At 70.1% G+C, this 16,703-nt stretch carries 17 protein-coding genes; 9 read left to right on the top strand and 8 right to left on the bottom strand.

Features of this window, described 5'->3' with window-relative positions; all coding sequences use genetic code 11:
* The first annotated feature begins 1 nt into the window (after window position 1).
* From JN22_RS29465 to arsH, 4 genes are read left to right on the top strand one after another with little or no spacing between them, the layout of a single operon-like run.
* Window positions 2-508, top strand: coding sequence for an arsenate reductase ArsC (locus JN22_RS29465; RefSeq protein ID WP_085557486.1), 507 nt, complete (start codon window positions 2-4; stop codon window positions 506-508).
* The gene (arsN2, locus tag JN22_RS35475) at window positions 505-1,401 is read left to right on the top strand and encodes an arsenic resistance N-acetyltransferase ArsN2 (RefSeq protein WP_449658116.1); all 897 of its coding nucleotides are present in this window, start codon (window positions 505-507) and stop codon (window positions 1,399-1,401) included. Before JN22_RS29465 ends, arsN2 begins: the two co-directional genes overlap by 4 nt.
* A gap of 55 nt (window positions 1,402-1,456) precedes the next feature.
* Complete coding sequence (gene arsB / locus JN22_RS29450; protein WP_085557596.1) at window positions 1,457-2,488, top strand: ACR3 family arsenite efflux transporter; 1,032 nt, start codon at window positions 1,457-1,459, stop codon at window positions 2,486-2,488.
* A 42-nt stretch (window positions 2,489-2,530) separates the two neighbouring features.
* On the top strand, window positions 2,531-3,292 hold the full coding sequence (gene arsH, locus JN22_RS29445) for an arsenical resistance protein ArsH (protein ID WP_085557485.1): 762 nt from the start codon (window positions 2,531-2,533) through the stop codon (window positions 3,290-3,292).
* Window positions 3,293-3,413: 121 nt separating this feature from the next.
* Here the strand turns inward: arsH and JN22_RS29440 are convergent, their stop codons facing one another.
* Together JN22_RS29440 and JN22_RS29435 are read right to left on the bottom strand one after the other, a co-directional pair.
* Window positions 3,414-4,016 carry a sulfite exporter TauE/SafE family protein gene (locus tag JN22_RS29440; RefSeq protein ID WP_211099709.1) on the bottom strand — a complete coding sequence of 201 codons (603 nt, stop codon included), beginning with the start codon at window positions 4,014-4,016 and terminating at the stop codon, window positions 3,414-3,416.
* A gap of 276 nt (window positions 4,017-4,292) precedes the next feature.
* On the bottom strand, window positions 4,293-5,231 hold the full coding sequence (locus JN22_RS29435) for a recombinase family protein (RefSeq protein ID WP_085557484.1): 939 nt from the start codon (window positions 5,229-5,231) through the stop codon (window positions 4,293-4,295).
* A gap of 149 nt (window positions 5,232-5,380) precedes the next feature.
* Here JN22_RS29435 and JN22_RS29430 point away from each other — a divergent pair, with 149 nt between their 5' ends.
* From JN22_RS29430 to JN22_RS29415, 4 genes are all read left to right on the top strand, one after another.
* Complete coding sequence (locus JN22_RS29430; protein ID WP_085557483.1) at window positions 5,381-7,147, top strand: Mu transposase C-terminal domain-containing protein; 1,767 nt, start codon at window positions 5,381-5,383, stop codon at window positions 7,145-7,147.
* Between the two features lie 5 nt (window positions 7,148-7,152).
* On the top strand, window positions 7,153-8,040 hold the full coding sequence (locus JN22_RS29425; RefSeq protein WP_179166295.1) for a TniB family NTP-binding protein: 888 nt from the start codon (window positions 7,153-7,155) through the stop codon (window positions 8,038-8,040).
* Window positions 8,041-8,044: 4 nt separating this feature from the next.
* Entirely contained in the window at window positions 8,045-9,715 is a 1,671-nt protein-coding gene (locus tag JN22_RS29420; RefSeq protein ID WP_085557481.1) for a TniQ family protein, read from the top strand.
* A 156-nt stretch (window positions 9,716-9,871) separates the two neighbouring features.
* Window positions 9,872-10,084 (top strand): hypothetical protein, encoded by a 213-nt coding sequence (locus JN22_RS29415; protein WP_085557480.1) that lies wholly within the window; start codon window positions 9,872-9,874, stop codon window positions 10,082-10,084.
* A 163-nt stretch (window positions 10,085-10,247) separates the two neighbouring features.
* Here the strand turns inward: JN22_RS29415 and JN22_RS29410 are convergent, their stop codons facing one another.
* The 4 genes from JN22_RS29410 to JN22_RS29395 all read right to left on the bottom strand — a co-directional run bounded on the left by JN22_RS29410 (window position 10,248) and on the right by JN22_RS29395 (window position 12,913).
* The gene (locus JN22_RS29410) at window positions 10,248-11,027 is read right to left on the bottom strand and encodes a YkgJ family cysteine cluster protein (RefSeq protein ID WP_085557479.1); all 780 of its coding nucleotides are present in this window, start codon (window positions 11,025-11,027) and stop codon (window positions 10,248-10,250) included.
* Between the two features lie 16 nt (window positions 11,028-11,043).
* Window positions 11,044-11,517: a YchJ family protein gene (locus JN22_RS29405; protein ID WP_085557478.1), complete on the bottom strand. Its 474-nt coding sequence runs from the start codon at window positions 11,515-11,517 to the stop codon at window positions 11,044-11,046.
* Window positions 11,518-11,597: 80 nt separating this feature from the next.
* The gene (locus JN22_RS29400; RefSeq protein WP_085557594.1) at window positions 11,598-12,230 is read right to left on the bottom strand and encodes a DsbA family protein; all 633 of its coding nucleotides are present in this window, start codon (window positions 12,228-12,230) and stop codon (window positions 11,598-11,600) included.
* 269 nt (window positions 12,231-12,499) lie between these two features.
* Entirely contained in the window at window positions 12,500-12,913 is a 414-nt protein-coding gene (locus tag JN22_RS29395; protein ID WP_143268739.1) for a hypothetical protein, read from the bottom strand.
* A 206-nt stretch (window positions 12,914-13,119) separates the two neighbouring features.
* Between JN22_RS29395 and JN22_RS29390 the strand changes: the two genes are divergently transcribed.
* Complete coding sequence (locus JN22_RS29390; protein ID WP_085557476.1) at window positions 13,120-14,277, top strand: D-alanyl-D-alanine carboxypeptidase family protein; 1,158 nt, start codon at window positions 13,120-13,122, stop codon at window positions 14,275-14,277.
* 18 nt (window positions 14,278-14,295) lie between these two features.
* Here the strand turns inward: JN22_RS29390 and tatC are convergent, their stop codons facing one another.
* Both tatC and lnt read right to left on the bottom strand, forming a co-directional pair.
* Window positions 14,296-15,081, bottom strand: coding sequence for a twin-arginine translocase subunit TatC (tatC, locus tag JN22_RS29385; protein WP_085557475.1), 786 nt, complete (start codon window positions 15,079-15,081; stop codon window positions 14,296-14,298).
* A 74-nt stretch (window positions 15,082-15,155) separates the two neighbouring features.
* The gene (lnt, locus tag JN22_RS29380) at window positions 15,156-16,682 is read right to left on the bottom strand and encodes an apolipoprotein N-acyltransferase (RefSeq protein WP_085557474.1); all 1,527 of its coding nucleotides are present in this window, start codon (window positions 16,680-16,682) and stop codon (window positions 15,156-15,158) included.
* Window positions 16,683-16,703: the final 21 nt, after the last annotated feature.

Raw genomic sequence — 16,703 nt, 5'->3', positions numbered from 1 at the left:
GATGACCGACCGCGTCCACAACGTCCTGTTCCTGTGCACCCACAACAGTGCCCGCAGCGTCATGGCCGAGTGCCTGCTCAACCGCGAGGGCCGCGGCCGCTTCCGCGCCTACAGCGCCGGCAGCCAGCCCACCGGGCGCCTCAACCCGCACGTCCGCGACCTGCTCGAGCGCCTCGACTTTCCGACCGCCACGCTGCGCTCCAAGAGCTGGGATGAGTTCGCCCGGCCCGGGGCGCCGCACATGGACTTCATCTTCACCGTCTGCGACAGCGCCGCCGGCGAGGTCTGCCCGGTCTGGCCGGGCCAGCCGATGACGGCGCACTGGGGCTTCCCGGACCCGTCGAGCGCCCAGGGCTCGGACGCCGAGAAGGCCGCCTTCACCGCCACGGTGTTCGGCCAGATTCAGCGCCGCATCCAGGCCTTTGCCAGCCTGCCCTTCGCCGCGCTCGACCGGCTGGCCCTGAAACGCAAGCTCGACGACATGGCCGCCACGGGGAACGGCGCATGACCGGGAGCGTCACCCCGCTGGCCGACGCGGAGCGCCCAGCGCTCGCCCGCCTGCTGGCAGCCAACGCCCTGCCGACCGACGATCTCGACGAGCCCGGCCGGCTCTTCTGGCGCGTCGCGGACGCCCAGGGGACGCTCGGCTATGGCGGGCTGGAACTCCATGGCACTGATGCCCTGCTGCGCTCCGTGGTCGTGCCGGCCGAGCGGCGCGGCGCCGGCGGCGGCCGGGCCGTGGTGGCGGCCCTGCGCGCGCAGGCGGTCACGCTGGGGGTCGAGTGGCTGTGGCTGCTCACCACCGGCGCCGCCGGCTTCTTTGAGCGTCTCGGCTTCCAGCGGGTGGAGCGGGCCTCGGCACCGCCGGCGATCCAGTCCAGCGCGCAGTTCGCCGGCCTGTGCCCGGGCAGCGCCGTCTGCCTGCGCGCCGATCTCGCGCGACCGGCCGAAGGGCTGGCGGCGGTCGGGGGCTCGGTGATCCTCTATCACAACCCCGCCTGCGGGACGTCGCGCAACACGCTGGGGCTGATCCGCAACAGCGGCGTCGAGCCGACGGTGATCGAGTACCTGAAGACGCCGCCGAGCCGGGCCGAGCTGGTGGCCCTGATCCAGCGCATGGGGATCCCGGTGCGCGCCGTGCTCCGGCAGACGGGCACGCCCTACGCCGAGCTCGGTCTCGACGATCCCGCGCTGACGGACGAGGCGCTGCTCGACGCCATGATGGCGCACCCGATCCTGATCAACCGGCCGATCCTGGTGACGCCGCTCGGCGTGCGCCTGTGCCGGCCGTCGGAAGTGGTGCTCGACCTTCTCCCCGCTCCACAGCGCGGCGCCTTCACCAAGGAAGACGGCGAGCCCGTCGTCGACGCCGCCGGGCGGCGCGTCGCCCCCGCCTCCTGACAGGACCATCGACATGACGGCTGACATCCACGCCGCCCCGGCGGAACGCCCCGCCATGGGCCTCTTCGAGCGCTACCTCAGTGTCTGGGTGGGCTTGTGCATCGTCGCGGGCATCGCCTTCGGCCATCTGGCGCCCGGGCTGTTCCAGGCCATCGCCGCCGCCGAGCTGGCCCGGGTCAACCTGCCGGTGGCGGTGCTGATCTGGCTGATGATCGTGCCGATGCTGCTGAAGATCGACCTCAGCGCGCTGGGGCAGGTCAAGGAGCACTGGCGCGGCGTCGGCGTGACGTTGGTCATCAACTGGGCGGTCAAGCCCTTCTCGATGGCGCTGCTCGGCTCCCTGTTCATCGGCCACCTGTTCGCGCCGCTGCTGCCGGCGGACCAGATTTCCTCCTACATCGGCGGGCTGATCCTGCTGGCGGCGGCCCCCTGCACGGCGATGGTGTTCGTCTGGTCGAACCTGTGCGAGGGCGAGCCGCACTACACCCTGAGCCAGGTGGCGCTGAACGACCTGATCATGGTCTTCGCCTTCGCCCCTCTGGTCGGGCTGCTGCTCGGCGTCTCGTCGATCACCGTGCCGTGGGGGACGCTGCTGCTGTCGGTGGCGCTCTACATCGTACTGCCGGTGGTCGCGGCCCAGCTCTGGCGCCGCGCCCTGCTGGCGTCGGGCGGCGAGCCGGCCCTGGGCCGCGCGCTGTCGGTGCTGCAGCCGGTGTCGCTGGTGGCGCTGCTGACCACGCTGGTGCTGCTGTTCGGCTTCCAGGGCGAGCAAATCCTGGCGCAGCCGCTTGTCATCCTGCTGCTGGCGGTGCCGATCCTGATCCAGGTCTACCTCAACGCCGGGCTGGCCTACTGGCTGTCGCGCCGGTTCGGGGTGGCGTGGTGCGTGGCGGCGCCGGCGGCGCTGATCGGCGCCTCGAATTTCTTCGAGCTGGCGGTGGCCGCGGCCATCAGCCTGTTCGGGCTGGGCTCCGGGGCGGCGCTCGCCACCGTGGTCGGCGTGCTGGTCGAGGTGCCGGTGATGCTGTCGGTGGTGAGGATCGTCAAGGCGACCCGGCCCTGGTACGAGGGGCGGGCCGGCGCCTGAGGGCCCGGCCCCGCCGTGGGACCATCACCGGAGACTGGCAGCATGCCTGAGCGTGATCACGAGAACGGCGCGGATTTCCCGAGCCTGGACGAGCCCTATTTCGAGGCGCCGGACCTCGGCAAGCTGACGCCCGGGCCGGTGTCCGCCCACCCGCCGCGCATCCTGCTGCTCTACGGCTCGCTGCGCGAGCGCTCCTACAGCCGCTTCCTCGCCGAGGAGGCGGCCCGGTTGCTCCAGCGCCTGGGGGCGGAGACGCGGATCTTCGATCCGCGCGACCTGCCGCTGCCGGACAGCGTGCCGGCCGACCACCCCAAGGTGGCCGAGTTGCGCGCGCTGTCGCTCTGGTCGGAGGGGCAGGTCTGGGTCAGCCCGGAGCGGCACGGCACCCTCACCGGCATCCTGAAATGCCAGATCGACTGGCTGCCGCTGGAGAGCGGCGGCGTCCGGCCGACGCAGGGGCGCACGCTGGCGGTGATGCAGGTCTCGGGTGGCTCGCAGTCGTTCAACGCGGTCAACGCCATGCGGGTGCTGGGGCGCTGGATGCGGATGGTGACCATCCCGAACCAGTCGTCGGTGGCCAAGGCGTTCCAGGAGTTCGACGAGGCCGGCCGGATGAAGCCGTCACCCTACTACGACCGCGTGGTGGACGTGATGGAGGAGCTGGTGAAGTTCACCCTGCTGGTGCGCGACCGCAGCGACTACCTGACCGACCGCTACAGCGAGCGCCGGGAGGCCGGACGGACGGTGGCCGGGCAGGCGCAGGCCCTGGCCGCCACTGCGATGAGCGGAGAGCGCACCACCTGACTCCGTGAGGCGTGGCGGGTCACGGCTTGGCCGCTTGGCCGCGCCCGCTAATGCTGGCTTCCTTCGCACCGGCCCGACTGGTCCAAATTCAGGGTCAACGCGCACCGCCGGCGCGGGTCGGTCAAGCCGCCAGCATCTTCACCCCGGACGCCACCAGGATTGCCGACAGCACATAGCGCAGGGCTGCGACCGGCAGATGCCGGCTGCCCAGCCATGCCCCAATCATTCCCCCGGCTCCGGCTGCGACCAGCCACATCGGCAGCGCCGGAGGCAGCACCGGCAGCGTCGCCCAGGCGCCGAGCAGGGCCGACGCCGAGTTCAAAAGGTTGAACGCGGCCGACACGGCGGCCGTCCGCCGGGTTTCGACCCACCCCAGCAGCAAGATCACTGGTGCCAGGAAGATGCCGCCCCCGGTTCCCGTCATGCCCGATAGAAAGCCGATGCTTGCACCCGCCACCAGGGCCGGCCAGAAGGGCGGATGCTCAGGCGGCACCGTCGTTGCCGGTCCCCGCCTGGACATCCAGGTGGAGCGCGTCAATTCCAAGCCGGCCAACAGCAGACAGCCGCCCACCACGGGATAGTAAAGCGGGGCGGGAAGATGCACCAAGCCGCCGGCAAAGGAGAAGGGCACGCCCAGCACGCCAAAGGGATAGAAGGTGCGCCAGCGAAACAGCCCCGCCCGTGCAAAGCGGGCCGCGCCGATCGCCGCTCCAAGCCAGGGCAACCGGCTTCATAACGGCAGGATCAAGGCTGACCATCCCCATTGCAGCCAAGTAAGCGGAAGCCCCCACTTGGCCAACGGCAGCGTGCAGCGCCGCGATGACCAGCATCAGCCCTGCCGGATTGACCGTCGCGCCCGCAACGCCCCTCCCGGCTCCCCCGTCGCTTCTAACCGGGCTGCTCACGAGCGACAAATCCTTTCGGACGCTCCGGCCGGCAAGCCTTCCAGAGCGTTCGGCTCCCAGCCACGAGACCGAAGGCATGGCGAACGGCCAGCCCGTCAGGCGTCAGCCTCGACCGGATCGAGCAAGCCTTGGTCGCGAGCCCGGTCAAGCAGGGCCTTGACGCTCGATGGTGCCCAGGTCCGGGCGCCGGTTTTGGTTGGGATGCCCTGTCGCTCCAGCTGGCGGCCGATGCGGGCGAGCGTCGGCTTCTCACCGTCTGCGGCGTTGTGGATGGTCGCGACCAGCTCAACCAGCCGCTTGTCCTGCGCCACCGCCTTCTTGGAACGGCGCGGCGCCGCCTTCAGCAGGCTGGGATCAGCGAGACCGTCGCCGATCAGGCGACGGACGGCCCGGATCAGCGCGTCGCGCGTCCAGGGCGCTGGGTTGTCGCCCGGGCGCTTCCTCACCGCGCTGTTGAGCACGTCGACGACGCGGTCCCACGGGTGCGCCGGCCGCAAGCGCTCGACGACCGGAAGAAACTCCCCAGCACCCTCGGCGACCCGTTCGCTCAGCCGGTCGTCCCGGGCTCGGGCCACCCGGCGCCGGGCGAGCGGGTCCCTGGCGATCAGCCCTGGGTTGCCCGGCTGCTTGCCGATCGCCTTGGCGGCCCGCACGCCGGCCTTCGTCCGCTCGCGGATCAGGGAGCGCTCGAACTCAGCCACGGCGCCGAGGATCTGCAGGGTGAACTTGCCCTGCGGGCTGCCGGTGTCGATGGGGTCGCCGAGCGACTTGAAGGCCGCCCCCTTGCGCTCGAGACCGTCGATCACGTCGAGCAGGTGGGCGAGCGAGCGCGCCAAGCGGTCGATGCGCACCACCACCAGCGTGTCGCCCTTGCGGACCCGGTTCAGCACCGCCTTGAGCTGCGGCCGGTCGCGGTCGGCGCCCGACGCGCTCTCCCGAAAGATCTCGGTACAGCCGAAGTTCTTCAGGTCGAGGAACTGCGCCTCGGTCGACTGGTCTTCGGTGGAGACGCGTGCGTAGCCGATGAGGGCCATAGCCGACTTGTCGGCCCTCTCAATAAGCTTAACCCGTAAATTCTTTAAATCCAAATACTTAGCTCGGCAGCAATATTGTTGACTGAACACCAATAACGCAAACTGACGCACGAGCCTGACCTCAATAAGGTTAACCGGAGCGTGCGCCGATGTCGACCAACCGCTCCGGAGGACGACTGCGGTTTCTGGACCAGTCGGACGCCGAAGCGGCTCTGCTCCGCGCCCGTCTCGAGGCCGTGACGCGCTTGGCGGCGCTGACAAACCGAACCCGCTTGGATGTCGAGCGGGAGGCGGCGGCACTCGGCCTCAGCGCCGTGACCCTGTACAAGCTGCTGCGCCGCTATCTGGACGATCCGAAACCCGAATCCGTCCTGGAACAGCGCCGGGGCTGGACCAAAGGCCGGCCCCGGCTGGACTCCCAAACAACGGACATCATCACAGCGGCCATCGACGACACCTATCTGACGCGTGAAAAGCCGCCGGTTTCCAAGCTGGTGCGCGAGATCAATGGCCGTCTGCGGCGGGCCGGCCTGAAGGAGGTGATGGCGACGACGGTCCAGCGGCGCGTGGACCTTCTGCCGATCGATCTCGTTCTCAAGCGGCGCGAGGGGTCCAAGGCCGCTCGCGACGCGGTCGGTCCGCACACCTGCCGGTACGAGGTCGAGCATCCGCTCGACGTGATCCAGATCGACCACACGCTGGCCGACGTCATCGTGCTCGACGACCTCTTCCGTCAACCCATCGGCCGGCCGTGGCTGACCCTGGCCATCGACATCCGAACCCGCATGGTTTTCGGCTTCCACGCCACGCTGCGCGCGCCCTGCGAATGCAGCGTCGCCTACGCCCTCGAACAGGGCATCCGGGCAAAAGCGGCCTGGCTCGCGGCCCGCGACATCACAACGCCCTGGCCGGTCTTTGGGGTACCGCAGGCGGTGCATCTCGACAACGCGCGGGAGTTCCGTGCCCGCGGCTTTCTCTGGGGATGCCGGCGGCACGGAATCAAACCGGTGCCGCGGCCCGTCAAGGTTCCGCACGTCGGCGGCCACATCGAGCGGCTGATCGGCCGCCTGATGGGCGAGGTGCACCTGCTGCCCGGCACCACCTTCTCCGATCCCCGGCAGCGCGGCGAGTACGACGCCGAAGGCCGGGCACGCATCACCCAGTCGGAGTTCGAGCGGTGGATGGCGCTGCAGATCGTCGGCATCTACCACGCCAGCCAGCATCGCCAGCTCCTGCGCCCTCCCGTTGCCGTGTGGGACGAGGCCATTGCCGCCCTCCCGGCCCATCGGCGGCGGGAGCCCCCGGCTAGCGACGATCCGTTGCTGCTGGACTTCCTGCCGTTTCGCACCCCGGCCGTCGACGGGCAGACGATCCAGCTGTTCAACCTCGTCTACCACGACCCCATCCTGAAGCACTGGCAGGTCCGTCGCGAGAAGCCGATCGTCCGCTATGACAAGCGGGACATGAGCCAGGTCTGGGTGTTCGACGAGGCGGCGGACCGCTACTGGCCGATCGGCCTGCGGGATCCGGTCCCCGGGCCGATGTCGTTCTGGGAACACCAGCAGGCCCGGCAGGCACTCCGGGCCCAGGGCTACCGCGAGGCCGACCAGAAGCTGGTCTACGAGACCATCCTGGAGTGCCGGGCATTGGTCGCCGAGGGGGAACGGCGGACCAAGCAGGCGCGCCGCGGCCTGCAATCCACGCTCGAGGCCTTCCGCTCCCTCGACCTGATGGACGCTCCCTCGCCCGCCGCCCTCCCGTTGTCCACCCCGCCGATGCTCCGGCTGCCGCCGCCCGAGGCGCGCGCAGCCTCCACCCTCCCCCTCCCAGGACCTGAGCAGGACGGACCGGTGCCATGGCCCAGTCCACCGTGTCCACCTCCCGCCGATCTCGCCAACGAGGTTGAAGAATGGTGACCCCCATGGATTTGAACCACCTGGGTCCGGCCCAGCAGGAGATCGCCGGCCGCTCCGACGAGGAGCGCGTGCGCTACATCCTCTCCGACCGCTGGGTGCCCTACCGGGTCGCCCAGCTGGTGGAGGAGCGATTCCGCTTTCTCATCGACTTTCCCAAACGCTCCCGCATGCCGTGCCTGCTGGTCAGCGGCGATCCCGGCATGGGCAAGAGCCTGATGGCCGAGAAGTTCATTCGTGACTACCCGACCGCCTTCAACGAGGGGACGGGCGCGACGATCCGCCCGGCCCTGCATCTGGAGATGCCGGACGAGCCGACCCCGCAGGCGATCCGGGAGGAGTTGCTCGGAGCGCTCGGGGCGCCGGCGGGCAAGGCGGACAACCGCACCGTTGCCCGCTTGGTGGACAGCGTCGGCTGCCGCCTGCTGTTCATCGACGAGGTCAACAAGATCGGCGACGTCGGCCCCAAGCAGCAGGCCCTCTGCCTCACCGCGATCCGCACGCTGCACAACAGCCTGAAGATCCCGCTCGTGGCGCTGGGAACACCAGGCGCGGACATCGCCATCCGCCTGGACCCCGCCCTGGCCGAACGGTTCGAAGTGCTCGGGTTGCCGCGGTGGGGAAGCAACGAGGATCTGCGCGAGCTGCTGCTGCGCGTCGCGGCGGTGCTGCCGCTGCGCCGGCCGTCAGACATGGACACTGCGCGGTTCCGCCGTCTTCTCATCGATGCGACGTCCGGGGTGACGAGCCGCATCTTCAGGCTGCTGGAGACGGTCGCCATCGCCGCGATCCGCAACGGCCAGGAGCGGATCGACGAGGACAGCCTGTCCGACGACAAGCTGCTGCTGCCTCTCGTCTCCATGGTGCGGAACCGCCGTCCCAAGGCCATGGCCTAGGGCTATGGCGGTGTCCCCCCTGCCGGTGGTGCCGCGCCCGCTGCCCGACGAGCACCTCACCGCATGGCTCGGACGGGTGGCCGGCGTCTACAGCAGGACGTCCGAGGAACTGCTCGACCATATCGAGGAACAAGCTGGACGGAAGGCCCTGTTCGGTGTCCTGTCCCACCATCCCGCCCCTGAGTCACTGGCGGTCCTGTCGCAATCGCTCGGCCTGTCGGTCCAAACCCTCTCCGGGCTGACGGTGCCACGCCTGCGCCCCCTGTGGGGTAAAGCCTTCCGGACTGACTGGACCGTTGGACTACCACCCCTCCATTGTCCAGCGTGCCTGGCCGGCGACGAAGCGGCGGGCCGCCCCCACCACCTGCGCGTCGATTGGACCAGTGCCCTGGCCTTCCACTGCCCGATTCACGACATCGAACTCCTGCCGGGGTGCCCGGCGTGCCGACACACGGGGCTTGTATTTTCCGGACCTCCGGCGGCGGCCCGCCTCCACTGCGCCCTCTGCCGCACCCGGCTGGGAACGCGGTCCGCGGTGTCCCTTGCGCGGTGTCACAATCCGGGCCGCTGGCCCGCCGCCGACCGCCGCCAGGGTCCGGACCCGCAGGCCGCGCACGAGGCACCGTTCCGGGCGTTCATGAACGCCATCTTGCGGGCGTTGGCCTGGACGCCGGCGAAGGATACCGTCCTGGGGACCGATTGCCCAGCCGCCGTCCGATCGACGCTGATCGGGCTGCTGGAGCTGTTTGGGTTGCCGGTGCGCCACGATGACACCCCCTTGCCGAGGCGGACACTCGCCCAAACCATCCGGCTTCCCTGGGTCCGCATGGTGCCGGCGGAATGGCCGCAAGCGATCACCTTCGCCGACGGCTTCGCCTCCCTGGCCGCGCCGACCCGGTTCGATCTCATGGTCGCCATCTATGCGCTGCTCAGCGGTGCGCAGGACCTGCTCTCCTGCCGGCGGTGGCGCCTTCGGCACGAGGATTGGCGGGTGTACTGCATGGGTGATCCCATCGCCCAAGCGCTCGGTGCCGTGGCCCCGGAAGCAGGCGCAATGATCCTTGAGAGGACAAAGCGATGGGTTCCCACGGCCGCCCGCCGGTTTTTGGCCGCTCACACCGCCATGCAGGAAAAAGAAGGGGAACTGCGCGAAACAGTGGCTCGTCGACAAGACCGGACCAGAGCGGTTCCGATCACGGAAGCCTCTCTTGAGGAGCGCTATTTCTATTATCGCAAGCTTGGAAAGCTGAGCGATTACGACCTTCTGACCGTCGAGGACATGTTGACCGTCCCCAGCGAGCCCGCGGGGTATGATCGCAACGTGCCCATCGAGGAGGTGCTGGGCTTTTCCAAGGCACGGCCCTCGGTGCAAAGCCGGGACGATGCCATCCGGACGCTCCTGTCCGACGCGGGTCCTGCCGGCAATCCATCCGTTCGGACCTTCCCCCTGCCGACACCTCCGACGGACGACAGCCGGGTCTCGGTCGGCGTTGCCTCTCCGGATCTCTGCCTGACAGCCGCCCGCGCGGCACTGTCGTCGGAGGCCGGAGCCCGATTCAAACGGTCCACCGTCCGACAGCGACGCCGAGCGTGGTTGCGCTTGGTCGAGGAGGCAACCCTTCAACTGGCGGCGCTGAAAGCACAACGGACACCCAATGACCGAGCCATGACATGACGCGGAAGCATCCCGCACCAAGGGCGAACGGCACCGACCGGTTGGACCTTGAAGACCAGACAGTGCCGCGGCGTGCGAAACAGCGCCGATCGATGCCGGGTGGTCAGCGGCTAACCTCGAACAACGCCGCCGCCCCCATGCCGCCACACCTTCGTGTTGCGGCCGGACGATGGCTGGGACTACATCGGCGATTTCCAGGCGGGGGCCGGTGGCGACACGCTCGACCTCTCGCCCTACACCGACATCATGAGCCGCGCTGACTTGAACAGCCTCGTCACCGCGGACGGCAACGACGTTACCATCACCTTCAGCCCGACCAGCTCGGTGCGGCTCGCCAACGTCGATCACGCGACCTTCCTCAATGGCTAGCTGAACCTCAAGCTCGCGTCCACCCAAACGCCGCCGCCGGCCAACAGCTTCTCCCTGGCGACGGCCGAGCGGCGGCTGGCCGAGGGCAACGACGGCGCCTCGACCGACTACGCCTTCACCGTCACCCGCACCGGCGACCTGTCGCAGCCCTTGGCGCGCTCCGTCACGCGTCCGGCTGCCTGAACGCCCGCCGGACCAGACCGTCCATCTCCTTGGCCCAGCCGCTGTAGTTGCGGTGGTAGTCGCGCAGCGCCGGGTCGTCGCGGGTGCGCTCGGCCATCGCGTGGAACAGCGGCGCCTGCGCCGCGGCGATCACGGCGGCGTCGGGCCGGCGGGTGGCGGTCAGGAAGGACGACAGGCTGGACACCAAGTTGCCGCCGGTCGGCTTGGCCGCCAGCTTGGCCAGATCGTCGACGACCCACGGCATGTATGTCAGCACATAGTCCGCGTAGCGTTGCATGACCGGCGCCTGGTCGAGCAGGTCACCCCGCTCCCGGTCGAAGTCGCCGCGGTCGACGATGGCGTGGTCGCGGTAGACGACCGGCGCCGCCTCCGACACGTCGCATTGCCAGCCCTTGCGCGGGATCAGCAGGTCGGCTTGGTCCTTCTCCTCGCGGTAGGGATAGAAGGGCATGGTGCGGCAGCGCGACGGCTTGATGGCGTGGATGCCGCACAGCCCGTCGTCGCGCAGCTCCGGACAGGGGAAGGACGTCGGCAGGTAGGCGGTCGGCACGATCAGCACCGCCACCGTCTTGCGGTTGGGCAGCCGAACCGTGGCGCCCAGCTTGGTCGCCAGCCCGTAGGACCTGGCGTTCGGGCGCACCGGCGTCCACACCATGGCCAGCGGGAAACGGCCGGCGTGGGCGACGGCATCGTTCAGCGTCAGCGGCAGCCAGCCATGGCAGCACTGGCCGCAGGCGGTGCAGGAAAAGCGCGGGTCCATCGCGGCCTCCGTCCGGTCACTTGCCGCAGCAGGCCTTGAACTTCTTGCCCGACCCGCAGGGGCAGGGCTCGTTGCGGCCGACCTTCGCCACCCGGCGTGGCTCACCCTTCGGGTTGACCTCGCCGCTGACGTAGAGCCACCGCCCGTCCTCGCGGCGGAAGCTGGCCCGCTCGTGGTGGCGCAGGTCCTTGCCGTCACGGCGGAAATGGATGAGGAATTCCACCGTTCCAGCCTCGCCCTCCTCCTCGGCGCGCAGGACGTCCAACCCCTGCCATTCGGACTCGTCGGCCACCCGCTCGGCCTCGCCGCGGTTGAAGTCGTCGCGGATTTCCGGGGCGTGGGTGCGCTCGACATGGTCGAGGTCGTGGCGCAGGAAGGCGGTGTAGCGCGACCGCATCAGCGCCTCGGCGGTCGGCGCCGGCTGCCCGGCCAGGATGGGGCCGCAGCAGTCGTCGAAGGGGCGGGAGGAGCCGCAAGGGCAACTGGTCATGACGCGAACCTCACGAAACAGACAGGGATGGGAGGAGCGTGACGGACCGGGGTGTCCCCGGCCCGTCGCGGTTGGGCTTGTTAGGAGGGCGGCAGCAACGGCTGCACCGCCTTGAGAAAGGCCTCGTAGGACAGCACGCCTTTGTGGGTCTTGCCCCCGATCACGAAGGAGGGCGTGGAATCGACCCCATGCTGCTGCTCTCCCGTCATGCGGGATTGCAAGACGGCGTCGCCCAGGGCCTTGTCGTCCTGACAGGCCTGGAGGGTGTCCTTGGACAGGCCGGCCAGGGTGCCGTAGCGCCCCAGGTTTTCCAGCGGCTCCTTGGCGTGGGACCAGTCGTCCTGCTTGGCGAACAACACCGACAGGACGGCGAAGTAACGGCTGGGATCGACGCAGCGGGCCATGATCGCCGCCTGGAACGCCGCCCGGTCGAGCGGGAAGTCGCGGTAGACCAAGCGGATCTTGCCGGTGTCGATCAGCTCCTTCTTGACCTGCGGCAACACTTCGTTGTGGAAGGTCGCGCAATGGTGACAGGTCAGGGAAGCGTACTCGATGACCTCGACCGGCGCCTCGAGGCTGCCCAGGACACGCGGAGCGGTGGCCGTCGCGGGCACGGCCGGGGTCTGGCCGAGTGCCGGAGCGGCGAGAATCGTCAGGCCGGCCGCGCCGGCGAGCGCCGCGAGGGTCCGGCGGGTGAGTGGCAAGGAAAACATCGTCGTCTCGTGAATGAAGGGGAAAGAGGCATCGATGGCGGCGACCGGGCGGGTGAGCGGAGCGCGGCCGCCCCGGAGGGCTGGTCGGCGATCCGCGACATCCGCAGCCGTCGCGTGCCTCCGGATGGCCAGGGTGCGGTTGGTCTGGCGGAGCGGCTCAAGGCCGCTGGCGCCGGATGGCGACACGGGGCCGGCCATGGAGCGCGGCCAGCCTGGTCTGCGGCCCGCTCCGGACCAACCGAGGCCGGGGCCTTCAGGCCGCACGCCGGTCAAGCCGGTGCGGTGCAGAACTCCGGACCGGCCGGCGTCAACGGGCCGGCCGCCTTCGGCGGGCGGCTGCCAGGGGGATGGGACAGACCATCGGGCATGGATGCGGTGGCAAGGAGGAAGCGCGCGGGCGCGGCCAGGGGAATGGCGGGGCTGTCCGGCAGCACGCCGGCCTGCCCAAGGCAAAGGCTGCCATGGCACCCCGCGGCAGCAAACCCGGTTGTGGGGCCATTGCGACCGGAAGCGCAGTCCTCGCAGCCCGCCCGGCCGTCCTGGAGCATGGCGGCAAGGGCACCCGATGCCGGGGCCGCCACGTCCAGCGGCGCCGTCACGCCGAGCCGCGCGGCCGACACCATCGACCCCAGGGCGAGGCCCAGGATCGTCAGAAGCGTGAGAAGGCGGCGCAGACGGAGCATGGGGCCGACTATGACCACTGCCGTTGCGCAATCCAACCGCTTTGTCGTCGCCTCCACCTCGCCCGATCCCGCCGCCCTGCACCATCGTCCGGCACGGATCCGGACCACTTCCTTTTTTCGTGCGCGGCGTGGAGCGCTTAACAGTCGCTTAAGGTGAGCCGGGCTACCGGTGGCCCCCTCCCAACCGCTGGACCGACGGTTTAGCCATGTTCACCCGCGTCCGCTCCGCAGCAGCCCTTCTCACCCTGGTGGCGGTGTCCACCCTGTCGGCGCCGGTGGCGGCCAAGGCGAAGCGGGAACCGGCGACGGCCCGGCCGGTCGTGGCGGAGATCCTGATGGACGCCGGCACCGGACGCGTGCTGAGGGCGCACAACGCGGACGTTCCGACCTATCCCGCCTCGCTGACCAAGATGATGACGCTGCTCCTGACCTTCGAGGCGCTCGACCGCGGCCAGCTCCAGCTCGACCAGCTTCTGCCGGTCTCCTACCGCGCCACGACGATGGCCCCCTCGCGGCTCGGCGTCGCGCCGGGCGACAGCATCCGTGTCGAGGACGCCATCCTGGCGCTCAGCACCAAGTCGGCCAACGACGTCGCCGTCGTGCTGGGCGAGGCCCTGGCCGGGAATGAGGTTTCCTTCGCGCAGGCGATGACCAAGCGGGCCCGCGACCTGGGGATGACGCGCACCGTCTTCCGCAACGCGTCCGGCCTGCCCGATCGCGCGCAGCGGACCACCGCGCGCGACATGGCCATCCTGTCCCGCGTCCTCGTCCGCAGCCACGCGCGCTATTATCCGTATTTCAGCCGCCGCAGCTTCGATTGGCAGAACCAGACCGTCTACGGGCACAACCGGGTGCTCGACCGGTATGACGGGATGGACGGGATCAAGACCGGCTACATCGCCGCCTCCGGGTTCAACCTGGCGGCCTCGGCCTCGCGCGACGGCCGCCGCCTGATCGCGGTGGTGCTGGGCGGCGAGAGCGCCGGCAAGCGGGACCGCCGGATCGTCGAGCTGATGGACAGCGGTTTCCGCAACCAAGCCCCGGAGAAGCCGGCGGACGCGCTGGTGGCTGCCGGGACGCCGGGGGCCCGGCCGGCCGCCGGGACAGGTGCCGCGGTCGCGCGGACGGGGGCCTGGGCGATCCAGACCGGCGTGTACGGCAGCCTGCAGGCGGCCCGCCAGGACGCGGAAACCGCCCGGAGGAGCCTGGGAGCCCTGGCCGCGGGCGCGAAGCCGACGGTCCAGCAGTCGGGCTCCCTGTACAAGGCCCAGCTCGTCGGCTTCGACGGAGCCTCCGCGCGTTCGGCCTGCCAGAGCCTGAAGAGCACGAAGGCGGACTGCATTGCGGTCCAACCGCGTCCGTGACTGCCCCGGCCCCGTCCCTCAGGCGTCGAGCGGACGGGCGCGCGAGCGTTCGATGAGACGGCCGACCAGAATGGAGATTTCGTACAGCGCGAGCATCGGCAGGGCGAGGCTGACCTGGCTGATGATATCGGGGGGCGTCAGGATGGCGGCGGCGATAAAGACGACGACGATGGCGTAGCGGCGGCCGGCGACCAGCGTCGCCGTGGACAGGAGGCCGACGCGGATGAGCAGCGTCAGCAGCACGGGCAGTTGAAAGGCGATCCCGAAGGCGAAGATCAGCGAGGTCACCAGGCTGAGATACTCGGCCACGCGGCCCTGGAACTCGATGGGCAGCGCGTTGGGGCCGGGCTGCGGCACCTCGAAACCGAGGAAGAAGCGCCACGCCAGCGGAAACACGAGGTAATAGACCAGCGCGCCGCCAAGGAAGAACAGCACCGGGGTCGCCGCCAGAAACGGCAGGAAGGCCTTCCGCTCGTGCTTGTAGAGGCCGGGGGCGACGAACAGCCAGATTTGGCTGGCAACGATGGGAAAGCTGAGAAACGCCCCGGCCCACAGCGACAGCTTGAGGTAGGTGAAGAACGCCTCGGTCAGCCCGGTGTAGATCATGCGCCGCCCCTGGCCCGCCAGGATGTCCGCCAGGGGCTGCATCAGGAACCGGTAGATGCGCTCGGAAAAGGCGTAGCAGATCAGGAACCCCGCCAGCAACGCCGCGGCGGCGCAGACCAGCCGGTTGCGGAGTTCGAGCAGGTGATCCATCAGCGGCATGCGTCCGCTGTCGAGATCGTCGTCGGGGTGGTCGGGCATGAGGGCGAAGCCGTTCGTTGACGTCTGTGATGATGCCCCGGTGCCCCGCGGGACTCCGGTGCGGCGCGCGTTTCCTATGGCGTTGGCGGCGTGTCGCGTCGGAGGATCCAGGCCAGCGACAGCACGGCGAGGAGCAGCCCCAGGAAGGTCCAGTCGCCGTACCGGCCGTAGAGGGTCGGCGGAAGCGGCGGCGGCAGCGGAGCGTCGATGATCCCGGTCTGCTCCAGGGGCAGGCTGGCGCGCAGCCTGCCGAACCCGTCGATGACCGCCGAAATGCCGGTGTTGGCGGCGCGCACCACGGGCAGCCCCTCCTCGACCGCCCGCATGCGGGCGGAGGCGAGATGCTGGTAGGGGCCCATCGAGGTGCCGAACCAGGCGTCGTTGGTCGCGTTGACGATCCAGTCCGGCCGGTTCACCCGCTCGACCACCGCACCGGGGAAGATCACCTCGTAGCAGATGGCCGCGCCCACCGCGGTGCCGCCGAGCCGCAGCGTCCGCGGACCGGGCCCCGCCGAGAAGTCTCCCAGCCCCGGCGCGATCCGCTCGATGGGCAGCAGGCCCCGCAAGGGCACATACTCGCCGAAGGGGACCAGATGATGCTTGGCGTAGGTCGCCGTCACCCGGCCGCGGTCGTCGATTGCGACGATGGCGTTCCAATAGGCGGGGCCCGTGGCCTCCTGGCTGCGCCGCGGCGTCCCGGCCAGGAGATGCCCGCCCCGCGGCAGCAGGGCGGCGATCCGGTCGAGGGTCGCGGCGCTTTCCTCCAGGAAGCCGGGATACGCCGTTTCCGGCCAGACGAGCAGGTCGAACCGGCCGGCCTGGGAGGACAGGTCCAGATAGCGCTCGACCGTCGCCGCACGCCGCTCGGGTCGCCACTTGCTGGCCTGTGGGATGTTGCCCTGGACGATCCGCACCAGCGGCCCCGCCGGAGCGGGGAGCGGAGGCTCAGTGAGCCGCAGGGCGCCGCTCGCCAGCACGAGCGCGACCGCCCCGCCCACCAGCACCGTCCGTCGGCGCTCCCGCCGCGACCGGCAGCGCAGCAGCACCGCCGGCACCGTCATGGCGAGAACCGTCAGCAGGCTCAGGCCGTAACTGCCGACCACGGCCGCCGCTTGCCGCGGCCCCGCCAGCTCGACCCAGCCGTAGGCGACGAGGTTCCATGGGAATCCGGTCAGGACATGGCCCCGCAACCATTCCGCGCCAGCCCACAGGGAAGCGAACAGCAGCGCGCCGGGCAGGCCGCCGACCTTGAGGCGGGCAACGGCCCAGGCCGGCACTGCGCTGAAGACAGCCAGGATGGCGCCGATGCCGGTGACGGCGGGAGCGGCCAGCCAACCGAAGCGCTCAGGCTCGACGAGGAAGCTCTCGGCGATCCAATGCGTGCCGACGACGAAGAACCCGAAGCCGAAACTCCACCCGACCAGCGCCGCCCGGACTGGCGGCGCGCCGTCGAGCAGGAGGAAGAGCCCGCCGAACGCAAGCGCCAGAACCGGGGGAATGGACAGCGGCGGCAAGGCGGCGACCGCCAGCCCACCCAGCAGCGCGGCCGCCACACACCGCCACAGCCCGCCGGCCAGCCGGCGCCGGCCGGGCGTCACCACCGGGACAGCCTCCGGCCGATC

Source organism: Azospirillum agricola, from assembly GCF_020005195.1.
GTDB lineage: Bacteria > Pseudomonadota > Alphaproteobacteria > Azospirillales > Azospirillaceae > Azospirillum > Azospirillum agricola.
This window is presented reverse-complemented; position numbering and strand designations above follow the sequence as displayed.